At 66.0% G+C, this 24,032-nt stretch carries 12 protein-coding genes; 9 read left to right on the forward strand and 3 right to left on the reverse strand.

Features of this window, described 5'->3' with window-relative positions; translation table 11 throughout:
* Positions 1-7 precede the first annotated feature (7 nt).
* The 6 genes from DL519_RS00290 (at position 8) to DL519_RS48245 (ending at position 12,092) form a co-directional block, all read left to right on the forward strand.
* The gene (locus tag DL519_RS00290) at positions 8-388 is read left to right on the forward strand and encodes a DUF397 domain-containing protein (protein WP_190812381.1); all 381 of its coding nucleotides are present in this window, start codon (positions 8-10) and stop codon (positions 386-388) included.
* Positions 389-683: 295 nt separating this feature from the next.
* Positions 684-923: a hypothetical protein gene (locus DL519_RS45280; protein WP_223838286.1), complete on the forward strand. Its 240-nt coding sequence runs from the start codon at positions 684-686 to the stop codon at positions 921-923.
* A gap of 40 nt (positions 924-963) precedes the next feature.
* A complete protein-coding gene (locus tag DL519_RS00295; protein WP_263399539.1) occupies positions 964-1,956 on the forward strand; it encodes a YrhB domain-containing protein in 993 nt (330 codons plus the stop codon).
* Positions 1,957-2,139: 183 nt separating this feature from the next.
* Positions 2,140-4,800, forward strand: coding sequence for a WXG100-like domain-containing protein (locus DL519_RS45285; protein WP_223838288.1), 2,661 nt, complete (start codon positions 2,140-2,142; stop codon positions 4,798-4,800).
* A gap of 103 nt (positions 4,801-4,903) precedes the next feature.
* Positions 4,904-6,427: an ISL3 family transposase gene (locus tag DL519_RS00305; protein WP_449619135.1), complete on the forward strand. Its 1,524-nt coding sequence runs from the start codon at positions 4,904-4,906 to the stop codon at positions 6,425-6,427.
* Between the two features lie 415 nt (positions 6,428-6,842).
* Positions 6,843-12,092, forward strand: coding sequence for a toxin glutamine deamidase domain-containing protein (locus DL519_RS48245; RefSeq protein ID WP_190812382.1), 5,250 nt, complete (start codon positions 6,843-6,845; stop codon positions 12,090-12,092).
* A 160-nt stretch (positions 12,093-12,252) separates the two neighbouring features.
* Here the strand turns inward: DL519_RS48245 and DL519_RS00315 are convergent, their stop codons facing one another.
* Both DL519_RS00315 and DL519_RS00320 read right to left on the reverse strand, forming a co-directional pair.
* Positions 12,253-12,405, reverse strand: a complete 153-nt coding sequence (locus DL519_RS00315; protein ID WP_190812383.1) for a hypothetical protein — start codon at positions 12,403-12,405, stop codon at positions 12,253-12,255.
* A gap of 8 nt (positions 12,406-12,413) precedes the next feature.
* Positions 12,414-12,653 carry a hypothetical protein gene (locus DL519_RS00320; protein WP_190812384.1) on the reverse strand — a complete coding sequence of 80 codons (240 nt, stop codon included), beginning with the start codon at positions 12,651-12,653 and terminating at the stop codon, positions 12,414-12,416.
* Positions 12,654-13,086: 433 nt separating this feature from the next.
* On the opposite strand from DL519_RS00320, the gene DL519_RS00325 reads away from it, so the two are divergent.
* Together DL519_RS00325 and DL519_RS00330 are read left to right on the forward strand one after the other, a co-directional pair.
* Complete coding sequence (locus tag DL519_RS00325) at positions 13,087-13,962, forward strand: DUF5753 domain-containing protein (protein WP_190812385.1); 876 nt, start codon at positions 13,087-13,089, stop codon at positions 13,960-13,962.
* 22 nt (positions 13,963-13,984) lie between these two features.
* Positions 13,985-14,362 carry a DUF397 domain-containing protein gene (locus tag DL519_RS00330; RefSeq protein WP_190812386.1) on the forward strand — a complete coding sequence of 126 codons (378 nt, stop codon included), beginning with the start codon at positions 13,985-13,987 and terminating at the stop codon, positions 14,360-14,362.
* A gap of 46 nt (positions 14,363-14,408) precedes the next feature.
* On the opposite strand, the gene DL519_RS00335 is transcribed toward DL519_RS00330, so the two are convergent.
* On the reverse strand, positions 14,409-15,266 hold the full coding sequence (locus DL519_RS00335; RefSeq protein ID WP_223838290.1) for a DDE-type integrase/transposase/recombinase: 858 nt from the start codon (positions 15,264-15,266) through the stop codon (positions 14,409-14,411).
* A 347-nt stretch (positions 15,267-15,613) separates the two neighbouring features.
* On the opposite strand from DL519_RS00335, the gene DL519_RS48250 reads away from it, so the two are divergent.
* The gene (locus DL519_RS48250; protein WP_263399540.1) at positions 15,614-23,722 is read left to right on the forward strand and encodes a WXG100-like domain-containing protein; all 8,109 of its coding nucleotides are present in this window, start codon (positions 15,614-15,616) and stop codon (positions 23,720-23,722) included.
* Positions 23,723-24,032 lie beyond the last annotated feature (310 nt).

The following is a 24,032-nucleotide window of genomic DNA, read 5'->3' on the forward strand; positions in this document are numbered from 1 at the left end:
ATTGCCGATGAACACAGCCCCGTCGTTGGCCTTCGCGGAGTCGGAATTCCGGAAGGCCAGCAGAAGCGTTCCTGACAAGAACTGCGTGCGGGTGGCCCGCCGGGATGGTTGGGTCGAGTTGCGTGACGACAAGACGGTGTTCGGTGCGTCGGATGATCAGCGGTTGGTGTTCACCGCCGAGGAGTTCGACGCCTTCTTAGCCGGTGCTCGGGAGGGCTGCACCAAGGGGCTGTGCCTGGAGATCACCTGTCGCGGCGTGGACGGCATGTACGTGTTCCGCCGTCGTGGCTGGGCAGCAGTCGAGTTGGTGTTCACCGAAGCCGAGCTGCTGGCGTTCCGGGACGGCGTCGCCAACCGCGAATTCGACGCAATCGCTTACACCGCATAGATTTTCCGCCGAGTGAAGGGCCCGTCACCACGTGGTGACGGGCCCTTCACGCCCCCAGGCCAGCTGCGCGATCGGCCAGCCCGTCTCCTGGGAGTTCCGGACCGCGATCTTCGCTCTTGATCAAAATGTCGCCGTTCCAGCGCCGGCACTCCCCATCGGCGGTGTCTCTTACGCGGAAGCCTAGTAGTCCGGGCGAGCAGGTTGTGGCTGACGTTCGGGCAAGGGGCTTGGGGGCTGGGTGTGGTGGGCTCATACTGCGCTGGAGATGGTCTGGCGGGGTGAGGGGTGGAGTGGCATGAACGAGCTCGCGGAGCGGGCGCGCTCCTGGTTGCACGGCACCTATGGGCAGCGTGTGGCGTTGAGGGGTGAGGAGGCGATCCTCTCGACGGAGCGGGCTGCGTTCTTCGGTTGCCGCTATGTGGAGTCTGACGAGCCGATGTTGGCGGCGACGATCTGCGTGCCGCTGGACGGGGCGGAGCCGTTTCCCGCGTCTAATGCCGGTCCGCTGGATGAGGCTCTCAATTTGTCGGGGTGAGCCGGGGTCGTGGCGCTGGCGGGTCAATGCGAGTAATTGTGTGATCGCGACGGATGCCGCGGTGAATTGCTGGCCTGCTTCGGCGTTGCCGTGGGATCCGGCTGGTGAGACGCCGGGTTGGTGGGATCGGCTGCTGGCGGCGTATTTCCCGGATGCGGAGGTGGTGACCTGCTCGACGTGGGAGGACGCGAGAAGCGCCATTGCGGATGGGGGTGTGGGGACTCGGGCTGTGGTGTGGTTGCGTCGTCAGCTCGACGGGCGTGAACTGGCCGGTCACCTGTTGTATGCGGATTACGCGGATGACGCCGTGGTCTTTCTTGATGGTCTGCGGGGGACGTTCGCGGAGCAGAACGACGCCGAGGTAGCCGAGCTTGTGGTGGCGCGTTTCCACCGCCCGCAAGGTGATTCGGTCGGCGGGCTGCTGCCGTGGGAAGTCGCGGCGGACGAATTCGCTGGGGCTGTTGAGAAGGCGGAGGCGTGGCTGGGATACCGCTATGACGGGGAGGTCGGGCTTGTCTCTCCTGATCCGGTCGATGAGACTGAGCGTGGCTGGTTGTTCGCTTGTACCACCCGGAGTTTCCAGGACAGTGGTGACTGGCGTGACCAGATGCTCGACGCGGCTGTGGTGGTCCCGAAAGCGGCTGGTGAAGAGCCGTTCGGTCTGCCCAACCGTGATCCGTGGGCGTGGCTGGATGACTGGAACGCCGGGAAACCGGGGTTGATGCCGCCGCCGGAGCCCGCGCAGGCTGCGTGGTTTGGTCCGATGGTGGCTCAGCTCGGACCCGTGGTCGGTGTCAGCGTTCATGAGCATTGGTTCGGGGTTTTGGAGGAGATCGCTTCTTTTCCCGCGCAAACCCAGGTGCTGGTGTGGTTGCGCAGGAGGGATACCCGGGGCCGGGAGAGTGTCGGGCACCTGTTGGTGGCTGTGAACGCTACCGATGGTGTTCGGCTGTTTGATCCGATGGATGGGCGTGCTCAGCCGCTTATCGAAACCGCACCGTTCGAGCTCCGGGTCATGCGCTTTGGCTCGTGAGTACGAATACGTGCTGCAGTTCCCCTTTCACTCGCGAACATATCGTTGGTTTGGGTACCGGGCGGCTGAGGTCGCCCGGCTACCGGGTTTTTGTGTCTCACCACGCCGGTGGATCAAAAGGCTGATTCCCGTATACGTCGTTGCTGCCCTGGGTTGTGGCGGCGTCGGGGTTGGGTGGTTGTGATGTTTTCGTCGATCATGGTGTCGGAGGAGGTGCGGCGGCTTTTTCAGGTGTTGACGGGTGAGGATATGACGGATGCGGATGAGGGTGGGTTGTTCGCGGTGGCGGATGCGTTGGAGTCGGATGCGGTGGAGGTGGAGGAGATTGAGGGGCTTTTGCGGGAGTTGGTGGGGAAGGTGCGGACGGAGTTTTCGGGGAAGGCGGCGGATCGGTTCGCGGGGGGGTTGGAGGGTTTTGATGGGTTGCTGGCCTCGGGTGGGGGGGCGTTGCGGGAGTTGGCGGTGTTCGTGCGGGATCTGGCGCGGCAGGTGCGGTATTTGAAGTTGGTGACGATTTATGGTTTGGAATTGTTGTTGTTGGAGATGGCGTGGGCGGTGGCGATGGCGGGGGCGACCGGTGGTGCGTCGATGGCGTGGCTGGCGGCGCGGATGGCGGTGATGCGGATGTTGTTGTCGCGGTGGTGGGGCCAGTTGTTCATGCGGTTGGCGATGGCGGCGGCCGGTGGTGTGGCGTTTAACGTGCTACCGGATGTGCAGGCCCAGTTGCAGATGCTGGGTGAGAAGTCCAGCGAGAAATGGGACGGGAAGCTCAGCGAGCAGTCGGCGGGGATGGGGGCGTTTTCGGCGTTGGTGTCGCTGCCGATGTCGGCGGTGGGCGGTCTGGTGAGCAACGCGCTGACGACGGTGCTGGTGCGGGGACTGGGCGATGAGGTGGATGCGGCGATTCTGGAGGCGGCGGTCAGGCGGGCGGTGGCCGAGCACGCGGAGTTGTATCCGGTGTCGGCGATGGCGCGCTTCGCGGATGTGGTGAGCAAGAGTCTGGATGTTCATGCGGGGATGTCGGTGCGGGCGATGTGGGCGGCGCGGTTCGCGGATGAGCTGGTGGATGCGTGGGAGAACGCGTTGTCGGAGTTGTTGGGGGAGGTGGCGTATCAGGCGGCGATGGGCCTGCCGGTGACGTGGAATCTGTACGCGTTGTCGGCGGGTGGATCGGAGTCGGTGGCCGGGGGTGTGGGCAATCTGACGGGTTTGGCGTGGCGGGGCAAGCTGCACCCGGATGGCCCCAGCCCATACCTCGACGGGACCGGCCGGGAGGACGCCACCACCGAGGGTGGTGGGTTTGATGGGGAGAAGGCCCCGCTGCGGGGGAGAGGGTCCGGGTCGCAGACAGGGAACAGCCCTGGCTCCCCGGACAAGACCGGCGCGTCCACCCCCTCCGATGCCTCCGATGCCTCGGACCGGCCGGGCACACCACCACCGGCATATTCCGATGGGGTAGTGGGTTTCGGGCAGGACCGGCCGGGCACACCGCCACCGGCATATTCCGATGCGACACCAGATTTCGGTTCGGCCAGGTCGGTGCCGCCGCCGCGGTGCGGTCCGGTTGCCGGTGGCGATCAGGTCGTGGCCGGTGTGCATGGCGTGTCTGGTGTGGACGTTTCTGGTGTGTCCGGGAACCGGACGCTGGATGTGTTGGCATCGCAGACGCAGGATTCAACGGGGGAGAGGTCAACGGCGGGTATCCCGCACGTTTCTGGTGTGCCCTGGGATTCCGCGCTACCGGACACTGTCACACCCGGATCTGGGTCTGGGCGGGTAGCGGATCTCAACGGCGAAGCGGTGTCCCCGGGGCGTGAGTCCTCGGTGGATGACCGGACCGGCCAGGGCGGGTCTTCTGGTGTGGACTCGGTCGCGGGAGGCGGGGATCGGCATCGTGGGGGTGAGGCTGCGGTGTCGCCGGATTCGGCGACGTTGCCGGTGAACACGGTGCGGGTGCCGGTGCCCGCGGATGTGGTTGCTGGTGGCGGGTTGGTGGAGTTCGTGCGGGGCGGTGTCGCCGATTCCGCGGGCGGGCCTGTGCTGCTGGTGTCCCCAGGCAATTCGAATGCGGGTGTGGTGGTGTCGCCGGGTCAGGGTTCGGCTCTGGCACGCGAGGTGGGGCGCGATGTTGTCGCGATGACACCGGGACAGGGCGGGCGCGGGCCACAGCGGACGGTGTTCGCCGCCGACGGCTCTGCTCCCAGACCGGTGGCCGGGCCCGGTGCCCCGGTGCCGGCCGGCAGCCCCGAAGGGCTGGCCGGTCTGGCGGACTCCCCGGCGGCTGCTCCGGCCGGCACGGCAGCATCGGGAAGACCGCCGGTGCGGCAGGGGTCGCGCCCGGATGTGCGCAGGGAGATCGACCGGGCGAGGAAGCTGGACTGCTCTGGCGATGATGAGCCGGCGGCGCAGCGGATCGTGCAGGACACCCGTGACCTCCCGGGGTTGGCTCGCGGGGATGCTGCCGTGTCGCTGGAGGAGGTGCCGGCGCTGGTCGCGGCCGAGCACCACGAACTCGGCCGGGATCACCAGGACCAGGTTGTGGAGCTTTCCCAGACGCCGGCAGAAAGCCTGGGTACGCAAGGCACCGGGCCCGGCATCCACGCCGGGGCCGGGCCGCAGCCGGGTAGGGACATGCTGTCGCAGTCCGCTGACGATCCGGGGTCGGAGACCGGTGAGCCCCGCGCCCGCTACGTCGTGCACGGCGATCCCGGCAGAAAAGCCGATGACACAGCACAAGCCGGGCACGATTTCTCCCTCGCCGCACACGACCCGCACGACACGTTTGACCGTGCGCACCAGGACCGGCTCTGGCGCGAGTTTCGTGACCCTGGTGACGGGTCGTGATCGCGGTTGTTGATCATATTGGGCGTGCTCTGTTGATCTGGAAGCGTTGCTGCCTCATCTGGGCGGGCTGTGTGTGGAGCGAGTGGAGTACGGATCCGACGGCGTGACGATCTGCGCTCGGTCGCGTGTGGCCGAGGCGACCTGCCGGGCATGTGGGGTGCGGTCTGGGCGGGTGCACAGCCGTTACGTGCGCCGGTTGTCTGATGGCGTGCTCGGTAGGCAACCAGTGGTCATCGCGTTGACGGTCCGGCGGTTCGTGTGCCTGGATTCTCAGTGCGCGACGAAGACGTTCGTGGAACAGGTCGACGGCCTGTCCGAGCCGAATCGACGTCGGACGACTCCGCTGCTGGCGATGTTGGGGCAGGTGGGCTTGGCGTTGGCGGGCCGAGCTGGGGCGCGTCTGGCCGCGATCTTGGGTATCAAAGTGGATCGGACGACGCTGCTGCGTTTGGTGCGGGCACTGCCGGAGCCGGAGACCACGACCGCCCCGGCCGTGCTCGGCGTGGACGACTTCGCCCTGCGCAAGCGGCACGTGTACGGCACGATCCTGGTCGACATCGACACCGGCAAGGTGATCGACCTGCTGGACGGTCGCGAGGCCGAACCACTGGAGCAGTGGCTGCGCGAGCATCCTGGAGCCGGGGTGATCTGCCGTGACCGCGCCGGCGCCTACGCCGAAGGCGCGAAGGCCGGGGCCCCGGACGCCGTCCAGGTGGCCGACCGTTGGCATCTGTGGCGCAACCTGGGCGACTACGTCGAGAAGGCCGTCGGGCGCCACCGCGCCTGCGTCAAGCTCGACCAACTCGACGGCGAAACTGTCGGCGTGTCGGCGCCGCAGGCGGCCCAGGACGAGCCGGACGCCGCGATACCCGAACCGGTCGAGTCGCGACTGGTGATCCGTACCCGGGAACACTATGCCGCGATCCACGGGCGGCTGGACCGCGGCGAGACGATCTCCGCCATCAGCAGGCAGCTGTCACTGGACCGCAAGACCGTGCGGCGCTTCGCTCGTGCCAGCACGGTTGACGAACTTCTCGGCAAGGCGATCGCCCGGGCGAGCTTGCTCGACCCGTTCAAGCCCTACCTGCACCAGCGTTGGACGGAAGGCACCACCGACGCCGCGCAGCTGACCAAGGAGATCACCGCCCAGGGATACACCGGCAGCGACAAGACCGTGCGCCGCTACCTGCAGCCCTTCCGCGGCATGCTCACGCCTCCGCCATCGCCGCCTGCCGTGCCGAAAGTCCGTCAGATCACCGGTTGGCTGCTGCGCCGCCCAGAGGATCTCGATACCGACGAGACCAACCAGCTCGCTGACATCCGATCCCGTTGCCCGCACCTGGATCGCCTCGCCGACCACGTCACCGACTTCGCGAAGATGATGACCAACCGTGAAGGCGAGAAACTAGAATCTTGGCTGTCCACAGTGGAACATGATGATCAGCCCGACTTGCACTCCTTCGCCATCGGGCTCCGCCGCGACCAAGACGCCGTCACCGCAGGACTCACGCTGCCCTACAGTTCGGGGAAGGTCGAGGGCAACGTGAACAGACTGAAGGCGCTCAAGAGGCAGATGTACGGCCGAGCCAAGCTCGACCTCCTCCGCAAACGCGTCATCCTGGCCTGACGGCCCCCGGCTCACCCTGAGTCACCGAACCACGAAACTCGCGCCAGAGCCCCAGGACCTCCCCACCGACGCCCGTTTAGGGGCCGACGACGTCGGGCTGACCGCACCACCGCAGTTCCCGCACGCCGAAGGACCGACACGGGCGGAGATCTGGATCCAACCGGTCCCCCTCCCCCGCGACCCGGCGGAATCCGCGGTCAGCCCGAACGGCCATCGGCGGACCCGCGAGGACCTGCGGCGCGACCCGGTGAAACCGGTACCGGAAACGATCCAGGAGCAACGCCGGAAGCGAGAGGGCACACGACGGCGCCTGTCCTGGCCCGATGGCAGGCGGGCCGAGGAGACCGCCTCCACCGCAACGGATTCCTCGAACACGACCTCACAGGCTTCCCGGGAAGCCTTAGAGGTCCCCAGCGTGTCGGCTCCGATCAGGCCACAGGAAAACACCAGGGCGGTCACCGGGGGAGATGATTTCGCCGGTTTCCTTGGTGGGTACAGCGACGACTATGGGGTGGGTTCGGTCGGGCTGTCTGACGGGGGGTCTTTCGGTGAGCCGTTTCCGGCGGATGCGGTGTCGCCGAATGCGATGGGGTCTGGGTATCGGTTCCTGCGGGGGGTGAATCAGGCCAATTATCGTTCCGGTGATGAGCGTTTCCGGGTGAACTGCCTGGAGGCGGTGGTGGCGTTTCACAATTCTCTGAAGTTCGGTCGGCAGTTCGTGGCGGGGCCGGCTGGTGATCGGGATCCGGCTCGGTTGGAGGTGGCGTTCGGGGCGAAGGCCCGGTGGGTTGGTGGTGTGGCCGGGGCTGAGCAGTATGTGCGGAGCATGCAGGTGGGTGTGGCTGTGCCGGTGATTTACCAGCGTGGCGACGGTAGCGCGCATGTGATCGCCGCGGTGCATGGAGAAGACCGCGATGAGCAAGGGCGGGTCGTTCTGCTGGATCCGCAGAAGGGGGAGGAAGTCGAGGACGCTGATGTCCTGGCTGCGACCGGCATGTGGGTGATCCCGGTGTCGGTGTCGGTGTCGGTGCCGGTGCCGGGGGTGGGGGTGGAAGTGGATGGGGAGGTGGTGTTGCCGCCCGGTGGTTCCCGGTGGCGGGGCCGGGACGGGGGATCCGGGTTGCCGACCGTGGTGACGGGTCCGAAGCGTCGGGGTGGTGTGTCTGGGCCGGTGGCGGAGGGAGCCGGTGCGGTGGTTGGCGAGAGTTCGCGGGGGGTTAAGCGGCGGAAGGTTGGCGAGAGTTCGCGGGGGGTTAAGCGGCGGAAGGTTGGCGAGAGTTCGCGGGGGGTTAAGCGGCGGAAGGTTGGCGAGAGTTCGCGGGGGGTTAAGCGGCGGAAGGTGGACGCATCCGCTGCTGCTGGGGCTGTTTCCGGGAGTCCGGGTGATGGTGGGAGTGAGGTGCTCACGCCGACGGATCAGGCAGCACAGCAGGACCCGAGTGCGAAGCGGAAACGGAAACAGAAGGCGAATAACGCGAAGCAGTACCAGGCGAGAAAGGCTGCTGCCGCCCGTGTTGCGGAGTTGGAGGGGTTGGCGAGGCCGCTGACTGAGGGGCAGGCGGCGGAGCTGGCGAAGCTCCAGCCGAAGGTGGCGCAGCTGAAGCAGAAAAAGAAGGCAGATAACGCGAAGTATCGCAGGGTGGGAAAGGCTGCTGCCGATCGGGTTGCGGTGTTGGAGGGGTTGAAGGAGCAGGGGCAGCTGACTGACGAGCAGGAGGCGGAGCTGGCGGAGCTCCAGCCGAAGGTGGCGCAGCTGAAGCAGAAAAAGAAGGAATGGGACGTGGATTGGTACCGGGTGGGAAAGGCTGCTGCCGATCGGGTTGCGGTGTTGGAGAGGTTGAAGGAGCAGGGGCAGCTGACTGACGAGCAGGAGGCGGAGCTGGCGGAGCTCCAGCCGAAGGCGCAGCAGTGGCAGAAAAAGAAGGAAAGGGACGTGGATTGGTACCGGGTAAGAAAGGCTGCTGCCGATCGGGTTGCGGTGTTGGAGGGGTTGAAAGGGCAGGGGCGGCTGACTGACGAGCAGGCGGCGGAGCTGGCGGAGCTCCAGCGGAAGGCGCAGCAGTGGCAGAAACAGAAGGAAAAGAACGCGAAGTATCGCAGGGTGGGAAAGGCTGCTGCCGATCGTGTTGCGGAGTTGGAGACGTTGAAGAAGCAGGGGCCGCTGACTGACGAGCAAAAGGCGGAGCTGGCGGAGCTCCAGCCGAAGGTGGCGCAGCTGAAGCAGAAAAAGAAGGAATATAACGCGAATCGGTACCAGGTGGGAAAGGCTGCTGCCGATCGTGTTGCGGAGTTGGAGACGTTGAAGAAGCAGGGGCCGCTGACTGACGAGCAAAAGGCGGAGCTGGCGGAGCTCCAGCCGAAGGTGGCGCAGCTGAAGCAGAAAAAGAAGGAATATAACGCGAATCGGTACCAGGTGGGAAAGGCTGCTGCCGCCCGTGTTGCGGTGTTGGAGGGGTTGGAGGGGCGGGGGCGGCTGGCTGAGGGGCAGGGGGTGGAGTTGGCGGAGCTTCGGTCGACGGTGGCGGGGTGGCAGAAACAGAAGGAAAGGTGGACGGATTGGTACCAGGCGGGAAAGGCTGCTGCCGATCGTGTTGCGGAGTTGGAGACGTTGAAGGAGCGGGGGCGGCTGACTGAGGGGCAGGGGGCGGAGCTTCGGCCGAAGGCGCAGCGGTGGCAGAAAAAGAAGGAAAGGTGGACGGATTGGTACCGGGCGAGAAAGGCTGCCGCCCGTGTTGCGGTGTTGGAGGGGTTGGAGGGGCGGGGGCGGCTGGCTGAGGGGCAGGGGGTGGAGTTGGCGGAGCTTCGGTCGACGGTGGCGGGGTGGGGGCGGAAGAAGAAGGTCGGGGAGGTGACGGAGACCGGGGTGGGTGGGGCCCTGGTGGTCGGGCGGGGTGTGGGGCCGGAGGGGGTATCGGGGTGGACTGGGACTGAACACGACCGGGACGCGTGGTGGGCTGACGTCGATCTGGATGCGTGGCTTGCTCGGGCGGTGGCGGATGTAGATGGGGCGCGGGTGCCGCAGGGTGCCGCGGATGCTGGGGTGATGCTGGGCGAGGGTGCTTATGAGGAGTTTGTCGCGACCGAGTTGCTCGCGTTCCTGGGACAGGATGCCGGGGACGATGCTGCGGGTGCCGACAGTGCCGGCCCGGTTGCCCGAGGGGATGATTTCGCCGGTTTCCTCCCCGACTACCACGACGGGGAGGGGTCCGTTGGGTGGTTTGGGGGTGAAGGCACTGACGGGCTGTTTTTCGGTGAGCCGTTTCCGGAGGATCCAGTGTGGCCGGATGCGGTGGGGTCTGGGGTGTGGGGGGTTTCAGATCCGGTAGCGGGGGGTGAGTCGATGGGGTCTGGGTATCGGTTCCTGCGGGGGGTGAATCAGGCCAATTATCGTTGCGGTGATGAGCGTTTCCGGGTGAATTGCCTGGAGGCGGTGGTGGCGTTTCACAATTCTCTGAAGTTCGGTCGGCAGTTCGTGGCGGGGCCGGCTGGTGATCGGGATCCGGCTCGGTTGGAGGAGGCGTTCGGGGCGAAGGCCCGGCGGGTGGATGGTGTGGCCGGGGCTGAGCAGTATGTGCGGGGTGGGCCGGTGGGTGTGGCGGTGCCGGTGATTTACCAGCGAGCGGACGGTAGCGCGCATGTGATCGCTGCGGTGCATGGAGAAGACCGCGATGAGCAAGGGCGGGTCGTTCTGCTGGATCCGCAGAAGGGGGAGGAAGCCGAGGACGCGGATGTCCTGGCTGCGACCGGGATGTGGGTGATTCCGGTGCCGGTGCCGGTGCCGGTGCCGGGGGCGGAAGTGGATGGGGATGGGGAGGTGGTGTTGCCGCCCAGTGGTTCCGGGCTGCGGCGCCGGGACGGGGGATCCGGGTTGCCCGCCGTGGTGACGGGTCCGAAGCGTCGGGGTGGTGCGTCCGGGCCGGTGGCAGGCGCGAAGGGCACGAAGAGGACGCGGGGGGAGGCTGGCGAGAGTTCGCGGGGGGTTAAGCGGCGGAAGGTGGAAGCATCCACTGCTGCTGCTGCTGCTGGGGCTGTTTCCGGGAGTCCGGGTGATGGTGGGAGTGAGGTGCTCACGCCGACGGATCAGGCAGCACAGCAGGACCCGAGTGCGGAGCGGAAACGGAAACAGAGGGAATACAACGCGAAGCAGTACCGGGCGAAAACGGCTGCTGTCGCCCGTGTTGCGGAGTTGGAGGGGTTGAAGACGCAGAGGACGCTGACGTCGGATGAGGAGAAGGAGCTGGCGGAGCTTCGGCCGAAGGCACAGCAGTTGCAGAAACAGAAGAAAGATAACGCGGAACGGTACCGGGCGAAAACGGCTGCTGCTGATCGGGTTGCGGTGTTGGAGGAGTTGAAGAAGCAGGGGCCGCTGACGTCGGATGAGGAGAAGGAGCTGAAGAAGCTCCGGCCGAAGGTGGCGCAGCTGAAGCAGAAACAGAAGGAATCTGCCACGAAGTATCGCAGGGCGGGACAGGCTGCTGCCGACCGTGTTGCGGTGTTGGAGGCGTCGAAGGAGCAGGGGCCGCTGACTGACGAGCAGGAGAAGGAGCTGGCGGAGCTTCGGCCGAAGGCGCAGCAGTGGCAGAAAGTGAAGGAAAGGGTCGCGGATCGGTACCGGGTGGGAAAGGCTGCTGCCGCCCGTGTTGCGGTGTTGGAGGCGTCGAAGAAGCAGGGGCCGCTGACTGACGAGGAGGAGAAGGAGCTGGCGGAGCTTCGGCCGAAGGCGCAGCAGTGGCAGAAACAGAAGGAAAGGGCCGCGGATTGGTACCGGGTGGGAAAGGCTGCTGCCGCCCGTGTTGCGGTGTTGGAGGCGTCGAAGAAGCAGGGGCCGCTGACGTCGGATGAGGAGAAGGAGCTGAAGAAGCTCCAGCCGAAGGTGGCGCAGCTGAAGCAGAAACAGAAGGAATCTGCCACGAAGTATCGCAGGGCGGGACAGGCTGCTGCCGACCGTGTTGCGGTGTTGGAGGCGTCGAAGAAGCAGGGGCCGCTGACTGACGAGGAGGAGAAGGAGCTGGCGGAGCTTCGGCCGAAGGCGCAGCAGTGGCAGAAACAGAAGGAAAGGTTCGTGGATTGGCGCCGGGTGGGAAAGGCTGCTGCCGCCCGTGTTGCGGTGTTGGAGGCGTCGAAGAAGGAGGGGCCGCTGACTGACGAGCAGGAGAAGGAGCTGGCGGCGCTCCGGTCGAAGGTGGCGGGGCGGGGGCGGAAGAAGAAGGACCGGGAGGTGACGGAGACCGGGGTGGGTGGGGCCCCGGTGGTCGGGCGGGGTGTGGGGCCGGAGGGGGTGTCGGGGTGGACTGGGGCTGATCAGGACGGCCGGGACGCGTGGTCGGCTGAGGTCGATCTGGATGCGTGGCTTGCTGGGGCGGTGGCGGATGTAGATGGGGCGCGGGTGCCGCAGGGTGTGGCGGATGCTGGGGTGATGCTGGGCGGGGACGTTTATGAGGAGTTTGTCGCGACCGAGTTGCTCGGGTTCCTGGGACAGGATGCCGGGGACGAGTCTGCGGGTGCCGACAGTGCTGGGTCGGTTGCCGGGGACGATGATTTCGCTGCGTTCCTTGATGAGTACGGGGGGGATTCCGTCGGGTGGTTTGGGGGTGAAGGCACTGACGGGCTGTTTTTCGGTGAGCCGTTTCCGGAGGATGCGGAGTGGCCGGATGAGGGGCGGTAACCACGCACCGTGTCCTGGAGTATTTGTCCAGCCCGCAGGACGTGTAGTCCTTGTCGTTGGGGATGCGGCCGGGCGGTGTGTCGGGGGGACGTCCACTCCGCCCGGCCGCGCGGCTCGATGCCGCCGCGAGTGGGGGAGGTCGCGGCATCGGGCCGGGTCTTTAGAGCGCGTGAAGGCGCTGGATGATTCGTTCTTTGAGCTCGTGGTCGATCCGGGCCCAGACAGGCGACTCGGTGAACCGCCAGACGTGGTTGTCGGTGGTCGGGGCGTCGTCGGGTTCGGGGTCGACTGGGGTGCCGTCGGGCCAGCGCATGGGAGAGGTCACCGTGGCCAGCCCTTCATTTCTTTGAGCAGCGTGTTGCAGTCCTGGCATGTCTTGGCGTGAATCCAGTCCATTTCGGATGGGTTGGCCAGGGCGAAGGTGTTGCCGCGGAACGCTTCGTCGGCTGTGCCGGTGTCCAGGCGGGTACCCGCGAAAGCGTGCCGCACGAGGCCGTAGGCGCTGGACTCGTCCGGCACTGGCAACCAGAAGTAGCGCTGCTGCGCCTGGGGCTGGGACATGAAGACTCCAGTGTTCGGGATTTGTAGGGGTGGCGGGCGGCGCGCGGAGCCCGAGGGGCGCGCGGTGTCGGGGAACACCGCTCGGTCTCGACGCAGCGCCGCCCGCCTCATATGCCCGACCCGTCGCGTCGGGAGGACACAGAACGGCCCGGGCAGGTCTCAGAGAGGCTGGAAGTCGTTGGTAAAAGCGAACTTCTGCATCGCAGGGCGCGAGGAAACCAGGGTGATCGGGGCTGGCAACGAGCGGTCATCCAACCGGCGATAGTCTCTGGCGTCAGACACGGGTAACCTTGTACCGGAGATCAACATGAGGTAACCATAAGCAGATAATCTACCTTTGACTAGCCGCCCGATCGGGTCTGCTTGGGCGATACCCTTCTTGGCGAAGGGAGGTAGCTCACGCAGGCCCGACGCCTACTGAGAGACAGCCACGATGGCAATCATCCGTACGGTAAAGAAGTTGCTGCTCGGACGCGAGATCGCGCACATGATCGATACTGCGCGCATCTCGCAGACTGAAGCTGCCAAGTTGATCGAGACGAGCCAGAGCCGGATCAATGCGCTTATCGGCGGCACCGGCGCCATCGCGCCTGGTGACTTGATGCTGTTGGCGTCGAAGCTCGGCTTCACTGACGAGGGCTACCAGGAAGCGTTGCGCGAAATGCGGCGCGACAACCACAAGCGGGGCTTCTGGAGCGCAGGGCACAACCGCGCCTACGACGAGGAGGTGCGCCTGCTGGTTGATCTCGAGAAACACGCGGATCAGATTCGCTGGTCCCAGGTCGAAGTCATCCCTGGCCTGCTGCAGTGCGAAGCGTACGTACGGGCCATGTATGCGGATCTGCCCGAGATCGACGGCTTGACGCTTGACGAGCGTGTGAACGCCCGTCTTGCTCGAAAAGACATCCTCGACAAGTCCGAGGCGCCGTCCTTGAGGTTCGTGCTTTCCGAGTCCTGCTTGCGTCGGATGTGGGGCGGCAGGCGTGAGGTCATACGCCAGCAGCTTGACCACATGATCAAGCTCTCGAATCGAGAGAACGTCATGATCCAGGTGATGCCCTACGAGTCCGCTCCTGGGCGCAAGTCACCGATCGGCAATAACTTTGTGCTGCTTCATGTTCCTTCGCCGGGCCAGGCCGGACCCCTGGAACTGGCGTACGTCGAAGGCGTGGCCGAGATCCGATACATCGATGACAAGAAGGCGCTCGCTGCGCACGACACTGCTTGGGCCCGACTGAGTACTGCCGCTCTGAACTTTGCCGAGACCCGCAAGTTCCTTGCACAGGTCGCACGAGAGTTCAAGGAATAGATCCAAATATGAAGGAGTCCGCATGAACACCACCCCGCCGCTATTTGCTGAAGGTGAGTTCCGCAAGGCCACCCGCAGCCAGCCCGATCTGTCGTGTGTACGTGTCGCTCGCCGGGATGGTTGGGTCGAGTTGCGTGATGACAAGGCGGTGTTCGGTGCGCCGGATGACCACCGGCTGGTGTTCACTGCCGAGGAGTTCGACGCCTTCTTAGCCGGTGCTCGCGAGGGCCGGACCGGGGGGCTGTGCTTGGAGATCACCCGTCGCGGCGTGGACGGCATGTACGTGTTCCGCCGTCGCGGTTGGGAAGCTGTCGAGTTGGTGTTCACCGAAGCCGAACTGCTGGCGTTCCAGGACGGCGTCACCAACCACGAATTCGACGCGGTCGCCTACACCGCATAGGTTTTCCACAGACCGAAGGCCCAGTCACCACGTGGTGACTGGGCCTTCATGCTCTCGCGACGGCGGCGTGCTGATGGTCGATGAGACTTTCTGCGAACGCGTCATCGCCCTCGGCGTCGCCGACGCGGGTATGCCCCTCCGCGGGACTCGCTGACGTACCGGCCGGATCAGTTGATCCGTTCACGGGCGTAGTCGTCGTCGAGGACGTCGGCGGCGTGCTGCACGTCCAGTCGGCCAAGCGGCGTTCGAGGTCGACCATGCTCCCGCGGTGCTTACCGGAGAACGCCAGACCATTGTCGGTGAGGACCTTCACTGGTACCCCGTAGCCGGCGAAGGCCTGCTGCAACGCTGCCCACGCCTCGTCCCCGTTTTGGCTGGAGGCGGCGTAGGTTCCCACGTCCAGCCGGGAATGATCGTCCAGGATCTGCAGGATGCACACCTTCTCGCCACCGGCGAGGTAGAACTCCATCCCGTCGACCTGCCATAGCCCGTTGGCTTCGGTGTACTCGAACCGACGCCTGGTGCGGGGGCGTTTGCGGGGCTGCGGGGTCACATGCCCCTCATCGACCAGAATCCGGTGGATCGTGGCACGAGAAGGCACCCACACCTCCCCGAGCTCCTCCAGCCGCCACCCGATCGAGATGGCCCCGTTGTCCCGCCCCTCCTCAGCCAGCTGTTTGCGGGCCCGCACGACCGCCTCACGCACCCGCGCCGAGCTCGCCGTCGGCCGCCGATGCGGGGCAGAGGAGCGGCGGATGAACCCCGCCGCGCCCTCCTGCCGGAACCGGTTGACGTACTTGTAGAACACCGTGCGCGAGATCTTGTGCTCAGCACAGAACCCCGATACGTTGATCTTGTCTCCACCAGCCACCGCGGCAACCGCCGCGACCAGGTCTGGATCCATCGAAAACCCTGTTCCGCCCACCCCTGATGATCACAGCAGCAGGCCAGCCAGTGTTCACGAGGTCCTGAGCACAGACAAAACGTGTTGCGGCTCGCCTTTCGCTCACGCGCATATCCCGTTGCGAGTGACGTCGTCGTGGATTCGAGTGGCGCGGTGAACCGTGCTGCTTGGAAGAGACGTGGTTTCGTTGTGAGAGGCGTGATGTGGTTCGCGTGCCGGGTGGCTGAGGCTGCCCGGCTATCGGGTTTTTGTGCGTTAACGGGCTTGGCATCCGGTGGGGCGGTGGGGCGGGTTTCGTTGCCTGTTGCTGTCGTGGGTTGTGGCGGCGTTTCCGGTGGGTGGTGGTGATGTTTTCGTCGATCACGGTGCCGGAGGGGGTGAGGCGGCTTTTTCAGGTGTTGACGGGTGAGGATATGACGGATGCGGATGAGGGTGCGTTGTTCGCGGTGGCGGATGCGTTGGAGTCGGGTGCGGTGGAGGTGGAGGCGATTGAGGGGTTTTTGCGGGAGTTGGTGGGGAAGGTGCGGACGGAGTTTTCGGGGAAGGCGGCGGATCGGTTCGCGGGGGGGTTGGAGGGTTTTGATGGGTTGTTGTCTGCGGGTGGGGGGGTGTTGCGGGAGTTGGCGGTGTTCGTGCGGGATCTGGCGCGGCAGGTGCGGTATTTGAAGTTGGTGACGATTTATGGTTTGGAGTTGCTGTTGGTGGAGATGGCGTGGGCGGTGGCGATGGCGGGCGCGACGGGGGGTGCGTCGATGGCGTGGTTGGCGGCGCGGTTTGCGGTGATGCGGATGTTGTTGTCGCGGTGGTGGGGTCAGTTGTTCATGCGGTTGGCGATGGCGGCGGCGGGTGGTGTGGGGTTCAACGTGCTGCCGGATGTCCAGGCCCAGCTGCAGATGCTGGGTGAGAAGTCCAATGACAAGTGGGATGGGAAGCTGAGCGAGCAGGCGGCGGGGATGGGGGCGTTTTCGGCGTTGGTGTCGCTGCCGATGTCGGCGCTGGGTGGTCTGGTGGGCAACGCGCTGACGAAGGTATTGGTGCGGGCTCTGGGCGATGAGGTGGATCAGGCGATTCTGGAGGCGGCGGTGAGGCGGGCGGTGGCCGAGCATGCGGAGTTGTATCCGGTGTCGGCGATGGCGCGCTTCGCGGATGCGGTGAGCAAGAGTCTGGATGATTATGCGGGGATGTCGGTGCTGGCGATGTGGGCGGCGCGGTTCGCGGAGGAGCTGGGGGATGCGTTTGAGAATGCGTTGGGTGAGTTGTTCGGGGAGGTGGCGTATCAGGCGGCGATGGGCGGGGAGGTGACCTGGAACCCGTACTCGGTGACGGCGGGCGGGCTCGAGTCGGTGTTCAGCGGTGTGGGCAATCTGGCGGGTTTGGCGTTGCGGGGCAAGCTGCATCCGGAAGGCCCGAGCCCGTACCTCGAGGGCACCAGCCGGCGTGAGGGCACCACCACCGATGGTGGTGGGTTTGATGAGGAGAAGACCCCGCTGCTGGGGATAGGGTCCGGGTCGCAGACAGGGAACACCCCTGGCTCCCCGGACAAGGACAACACGTCCGATTCCTCCGATGCCTCGAAGGTGTCCGATGTGGACTCTGTTTTCCCGGTCGGGCCGGTGGATTCGGCTGCGGTGCCCTCCGGCAAAGACCTGGTGATGTCCGCTGTTGTGAATGGCGACGTTAAGGACGTTAAGGACGTTAAGGACGTCAGGGACGGCACGGACGTTAAGGAGGGTGTCGGTGACGGTGGTAGGGGCGGTGCTGGTGGGAGTGTGAGGGGTGGGGACGCGACCGGTGGTGTTCCGGTGGTGTGGGGTTCCGGGCAGCACCGGCCGGTGACTCCGCCACCTGAATATTCTTATGCGGTAATGGGTTTTGGTTCGGACCGGTCGGTGACGCCGCCTCCGCCGTACAGTCCGGTTGCCGGTGGCGATCAGACCGTGCCCGGGGTTCATAACGTGGCCGGGAAGTCTGGTGTGGACGTTCCCGGCATGGCCGGAGTATCTAGTGTGGACGTTTCTGGTGTGGAGAGTTCGGGTGTGGATGGTCCTGGTGTGTTGGGGGGCCGGTCGCTGGATGTGCCTGCGCCGCAGACGCCGGATTCGGTGGGGGAGCGGTCATCGGCGGGTATCCCGCATGGTTCTGGTGTGTCCTCGGATGCCGTGCTGCCGGAGACTGTCACACCAGGGTCTGGGGCGGTGGCGGATCCGGACGGTGGTGCTGTGTTGCCGGGGCGTGAGTCCTCGTCGGGTGGCTTGACCGGCCGGGATGGGTCTTCTGGTGTGGATTCGGTTGCGGGGCGTGGGGTTTGGCATCGTGAGGATGCTGGAGCGGGTCTGCCGGATTCGGCGGTGTTGTCCGTGGATGGGTGGCAGGCGGTGCCGTCTCTGCAGCAGCACCGGGTGGTGGCGCCGCTTGCGGGCTTGCCGGTGGACGCGGTGCGGGTGCTGGTGCCGGCGGATGTGGTGTCTGGTGGCGGGTTGGCGGAGTTCGTGCGGGGTGTTGTTGCGGATTCCACGGGCGGGCCTGTGCTGCTGGTCGCACAGGGCAATTCGAATGCGGGTGTGGTGGTGTCATCGGGTCAGGGTGCGGCTCTGGCGCGGGAGGTGGGGCGGAAGGTTGTCGCGTTCACGCCGGGGCAGGGTGGGCGCGGGCCGCGGTGGACGGTGTTCGCCCCGGATGGTTCTCGGCCCAGGCCGGTGGGCGGGCCCGCTGGCCCGGTGCCGGCCGGGGGACGCCAGAGCATGGCCGGCCTGGCGGAGGTCTCGACAGCGGTTCCGGTCTCCGGTCAGAAGACGGTGGCCGCGGAAGAGACACCGGCTGCCCAGACATCTGCCCAGACATCTGGCCAGGCGGCGTCGGTGGTCGGGGGCGCACGGCCCGGGGCAACGACCAGGTCTGGGACGGACACTATGCGGGATACCGGTGGGATACCGGTGCGGCCGTCGTCGGTGGCGGATCTGCACCGCGAGATCGACGGGGCGAGGCAGGGGGGCTGGTCTGGTGATGACGAGCTGGCGGCGGGGTGGATCGTGCGGGGCAGGCATAACCCCCGGAAGTTGGTGGGCCCGCTGGTGCGAGATTCTGCCGAACCCGTTGCCGGCCCGAAAGGTGTTGGGTGGTCCCGCGTGGAATTGCGGCGCGAGGCGGTGAGACCGGTGCCGGAGACGATCCAGGAGGAACGTCCGAGGCGAGACGGCACACGACGGCGCCTGTCCTGGCCCGGTGGTAGGCGGGCGGATGATATCGCCTCCGTAGGCGGGGATGGGCGAGACGTGGTGGATCTGCCGGACACCGGGATGTGGGTGATTCCGGTGCCGGGGGTGGAAGTGGATGGGGAGGTGGTGTTGCCGCCCAGTGGTTCCGGGCTGCGGCGCCGGGACGGGGGATCCGGGTTGCCGTCAGTGGTGACGGGTCCGAAGCGTCAGTCTCGCGTTGGGCCGGTGGCGGGGGGAGCCGGCGCGAGTGCGGGGAGTTCGCGGGGGGAGGCTGGCGAGAGTTCGCGGGGGGTTAAGCGGCGGAAGGTGGACGCATCCGCTGCTGCTGGGGCTGTTTCCGGGAGTCCGGGTGATGGTGGGAGTGCGGTGCTCACGCCGACGGATCAGGCAGCACAGCAGGACCCGAGTGCGGAACGGAAACGGAAACGGAAGGAATACAACGCGAAGCAGTACCAGGCGAGAAAGGCTGCTGCCGTCCGTGTTGTGGAGTTGGAGGGGTTGAAGACGAAGAGGTCGCTGTCGTCGGATGAGGAGAAGGAGCTGGAGAAGCTCCAGTCGAAGGCGCAGACGTGGCAGAAACAGAAGGAATCTTCCGCGGATTGGTACCGTGTGAAAACGGCTGCTGCCGCCCGTGTTGTGGAGTTGGAGGGATTGAAGACGAAGAGGCCGCTGACGTCGGATGAGGAGAAGGAGCTGGCGGAGCTCCAGCCGAAGGCGCAGCAGTGGCAGAAAAAGAAGGAAGATAAGGCGTATCGCAGGGCGGTAAAGGACGATGCCGCCCGGGTTGTGGAGTTGGAGGCGTTGAAGGAGCAGGGGCTGCTGACTGAGGAGCAGGAGGCGGAGCTGGCGGAGCTCCAGCCGAAGGTGGCGCAGCTGAAGCAGAAAAAGAAGGAATCTACCGCGACGTATCGCAGGGCGGGAAAGGCTGCTGCCGCCGGTGTTGTGGTGTTGGAGGTGTTGAAGGAGCAGGGGCTGCTGACTGAGGAGCAGGAGGCGGAGCTGGCGGAGCTCCAGCCGAAGGTGGCGCAGCTGAAGCAGAAAAAGAAGGAATCTACCGCGACGTATCGCAGGGCGGGAAAGGCTGCTGCCGCCGGTGTTGTGGTGTTGGAGGTGTTGAAGGAGCAGGGGCCGCTGACTGAGGAGCAGGGGGTGGAGCTGGCGGAGCTGCGGTCGAAGGTGGCGGGGCGGGGGCGGAAGAAGAAGGTCCGGGAGGTGACGGAGACCGGGGTGGGTGGGGCCCCGGTGGTCGGGCGGGGTGTGGGGCCGGAGGGGGTATCGGGGTGGACTGGGGCTGATCAGGACGGCCGGGACGCGTGGTCGGCTGAGGTCGATCTGGATGCGTGGCTTGCTCGGGCGGTGGCGGATGTAGATGGGGTGCAGGTGCCCCCAGGTGCGGCGGATGCTGGGGTGATGCTGGGCGAGGGTGCTTATGAGGAGTTTGTCGCGACCGAGTTGCTCGCGTTTCTGGGACAGGATGCCGGGGACGAGGCTGCGGGTGCCGACGGTGCCGGGCCGGTTGCCCGAGGGGATGATTTCGCCGGTTTCCTCCCCGACTACCACGACTGGGAGGGGTCCGTCGGGTGGTTTGGGGGTGAAGGCACTGACGGGCTGTTTTTCGGTGAGCCGTTTCCGGAGGATGCGGAGTGGCCGGATGCGGTGGGGTCTGGAGTGTGGGGGGTTTCAGATCCGGTAGCGGGGGGTGAGTCGATGGGGTCTGGGTATCGGTTCGTGACGGGGGTGAATCAGGCCAATTATCGTTGCGGTGATGAGCGTTTCCGGGTGAACTGCCTGGAGGCGGTGGTGGCGTTTCATAATTCTCTGAAGTTCGGTCGGCAGTTCGTGGCGGGGCCGGCTGGTGATCGGGATCCGGCTCGGTTGGAGGAGGCGTTCGGGGCGAAGGCCCGGCGGGTGGCTGGTGTGGCCGGGGCTGAGCAGTATGTGCGGGGTGGGCCGGTGGGTGTGGCTGTGCCGGTGATTTACCAGCGAGCGGACGGTAGCGCGCATGTGATCGCTGCGGTGCATGCAGAAGACCGCGATGAGCAAGGGCGGGTCGTTCTGCTGGATCCGCAGAAGGGGGAGGAAGCCGAGCCCGCGGATGTCCTGGCTGCGACCGGGATGTGGGTGATTCCGGTGCCGGTGCCGGTGCCGGTGCCGGTGCCGGGGGCGGAAGTGGATGGGGAGGTGGTGTTGCCGCCCAGTGGTTCCGGGCTGCGGCGCCAGGACGGGGGATCCGGGCTGCCCGCCGTGGTGACGGGTCCGAAGCGTCGAGGTGGTGCGTCCGGGCCGGTGGCGGGGGGAGCCGGCGCGAGTGCGGGGAGGACGCGGGGGGAGGCCGGCGAGAGTTCCAGGGTCTCCAAGCGGCGGAAGGTGGACGCATCCGCTGCTGCTGGGGCTGTTTCCGGGAGTCCGGGTGATGGTGGGAGTGAGGTGCTCACGCCGACGGATCAGGCAGCACAGCAGGACCCGAGTGCGGAACGGAAACGGAAACAGAAGGAACAGAACGCGAAGCAATACAAGGCGAGAAAGACCGCTGCCGCCCGGGTTGTGGAGTTGGAGGGGTTGAAGACGCAGAGGTCGCTGACGTCGGATGAGGAGAAGGAGCTGGAGAAGCTCCAGCCGAAGGCGCAGAAGTGGCAGAAACAGAAGGAATCTGCCGCGAAGTATCGCAGGGCGGGAAAGGCTGCTGCCGTCCGTGTTGTGGAGTTGGAGGGGTTGAAGACGCAGAGGCAGCTGACGTCGGATGAGGAGAAGGAGCTGGCGGAGCTCCAGCCGAAGGTGGCGCAGCTGAAGCAGAAACAGAAGGAATCTGACGCGAAGTATCGCAGGGCGGGAAAGGCTGCTGCCGCCCGTGTTGGGGTGTTGGAGGCGTTGAAGGAGCAGGGGCCGCTGACTGACGAGCAGGAGAAGGAGCTGGCGGCGCTCCAGCCGAAGGCGCAGACGTGGCAGAAACAGAAGGAAGATAACGCGGATCGGTACCGGGCGGTAAAGGCTGTTGCTGCCCGTGTTGGGGTGTTGGAGGCGTTGAAGGAGCAGGGGCCGCTGACTGACGAGCAGGAGAAGGAGCTGGCGGCGCTCCAGCCGAAGGCGCAGACGTGGCAGAAACAGAAGGAAGATAACGCGGATCGGTACCGGGCGGTAAAGGCTGTTGCTGCCCGTGTTGGGGTGTTGGAGGCGTTGAAGGAGCAGGGGCCGCTGACTGACGAGCAGGAGGCGGAGCTGGCGGAGCTCCAGCCGAAGGTGGCGCAGCTGAAGCAGAAACAGAAGGAATCTGCCGCGAAGTCTCACCGGGCGGGAAAGGCTGCTGCCGCCCGTGTTGTGGTGTTGGAGGCGTTGAAGGAGCAGGGTCCGCTGACTGACGAGCAGGAGGCGGAGCTGGCGGAGCTCCAGCCGAAGGCGCAGAAGTGGCAGAAACAGAAGGAATCTGCCGCGAAGTCTCACCGGGCGGGAAAGGCTGCTGCCGCCCGTGTTGTGGTGTTGGAGGCGTTGAAAGAGCAGGGGCCGCTGACTGACGAGCAGGAGGCGGAGCTGGCGGAGCTTCGGCCGAAGGCGCAGCAGTGGCAGAAAAAGAAGGAAAGGTTCGTGGATTGGTACCGGGCGGTAAAGGCTGCTGCCGCCCGTGTTGAGGAGTTGGAGGCGTTGAAAGAGCAGGGGCAGCTGACTGACGAGCAGGCGGCGGAGCTGGCGGAGCTTCGGCCGAAGGCGCAGCAGTGGCAGAAAAAGAAGGAAAGGTTCGTGGACTGGTACCAGGCGAGAAAGGCTGCCGCCGGTGTTGCGGTGTTGGAGGAGTTGAAGGAGCAGGGGCAGCTGACTGAGGGGCAGGAGGTGGAGCTGGCGGAGCTCCGGTCGAAGGTGGCGGGGCGGGGGCGGAAGAAGAAGGACCGGGAGGTGACGGAGACCGGGGTGGGTGGGGTTCCGATGGTCGGGCGGGGTGTGGGGCCGGAGGGGGTGTCGGGGTGGACTGGGGCTGAACGGGACGGCCGGGACGCGTGGTCGGCTGAGGTCGATCTGGATGCGTGGCTTGCTGGGGCGGTGGCGGATGTAGATGGGGTGCAGGTGCCCCCAGGTGTGGCGGATGCTGGGGTGATGCTGGGCGGGGACGTTTATGAGGAGTTTGTCGCGACCGAGTTGCTCGGGTTCCTGGGACAGGATGCCGGGGACGAGGCTGCGGGTGCCGACAGTGCTGGGTCGGTTGCCGGGGACGATGATTTCGCTGCGTTCCTTGATGAGTACGGGGGGGATTCCGTCGGGTGGTTTGGGGGTGAAGTCACTGACGGGCTGTTTTTCGGTGAGCCGTTTCCGGAGGATGCGGAGTGGCCGGATGCGGTGGGGTCTGGGGTGTGGGGGGTTTCAGATCCGGTAGCGGGGGGTGAGTCGATGGGGTCTGGGTATCGGTTCGTGACGGGGGTGAATCAGGCCAATTATCGTTGCGGTGATGAGCGTTTCCGGGTGAACTGCCTGGAGGCGGTGGTGGCGTTTCATAATTCTCTGAAGTTCGGTTGGCAGTTCGTGGCGGGGCCGGCTGGTGATCGGGATCCGGCTCGGTTGGAGGTGGCGTTCGGGGCGAAGGCCCTGCGGGTGGCTGGTGTGGCCGGGGCTGAGCAGTATGTGCGGAGTGGGCCGGTGGGTGTGGCTGTGCCGGTGATTTACCAGCGAGCGGACGGTAGCGCGCATGTGATCGCTGCGGTGCATGCAGAAGACCGCGATGAGCAAGGGCGGGTCGTTCTGCTGGATCCGCAGAAGGGGGAGGAAGCCGAGCCCGCGGATGTCCTGGCTGCGACCGGGATGTGGGTGATTCCGGTGCCGGTGCCGGTGCCGGTGCCGGTGCCGGGGGCGGAAGTGGATGGGGAGGTGGTGTTGCCGCCCAGTGGTTCCGGGCTGCGGCGCCAGGACGGGGGATCCGGGCTGCCCGCCGTGGTGACGGGTCCGAAGCGTCGAGGTGGTGCGTCCGGGCCGGTGGCGGGGGGAGCCGGCGCGAGTGCGGGGAGGACGCGGGGGAGGCCGGCGAGAGTTCCAGGGTCTCCAAGCGGCGGAAGGTGGACGCATCCGCTGCTGCTGGGGCTGTTTCCGGGAGTCCGGGTGATGGTGGGAGTGAGGTGCTCACGCCGACGGATCAGGCAGCACAGCAGGACCCGAGTGCGGAACGGAAACGGAAACAGAAGGCGAATAACGCGAAGCAGTACCAGGCGAGAAAGGCTGCTGCCGCCCGTGTTGCGGAGTTGGAGGGGTTGGCGAGGCCGCTGACTGAGGGGCAGGCGGCGGAGCTGGCGAAGCTCCAGCCGAAGGTGGCGCAGCTGAAGCAGAAAAAGAAGGCAGATAACGCGAAGTATCGCAGGGTGGGAAAGGCTGCTGCCGATCGGGTTGCGGTGTTGGAGGGGTTGAAGGAGCAGGGGCAGCTGACTGACGAGCAGGAGGCGGAGCTGGCGGAGCTCCAGCCGAAGGTGGCGCAGCTGAAGCAGAAAAAGAAGGAATGGGACGTGGATTGGTACCGGGTGGGAAAGGCTGCTGCCGATCGGGTTGCGGTGTTGGAGAGGTTGAAGGAGCAGGGGCAGCT

The organism is Saccharopolyspora pogona (assembly GCF_014697215.1).
Taxonomy (GTDB): domain Bacteria; phylum Actinomycetota; class Actinomycetes; order Mycobacteriales; family Pseudonocardiaceae; genus Saccharopolyspora; species Saccharopolyspora hattusasensis.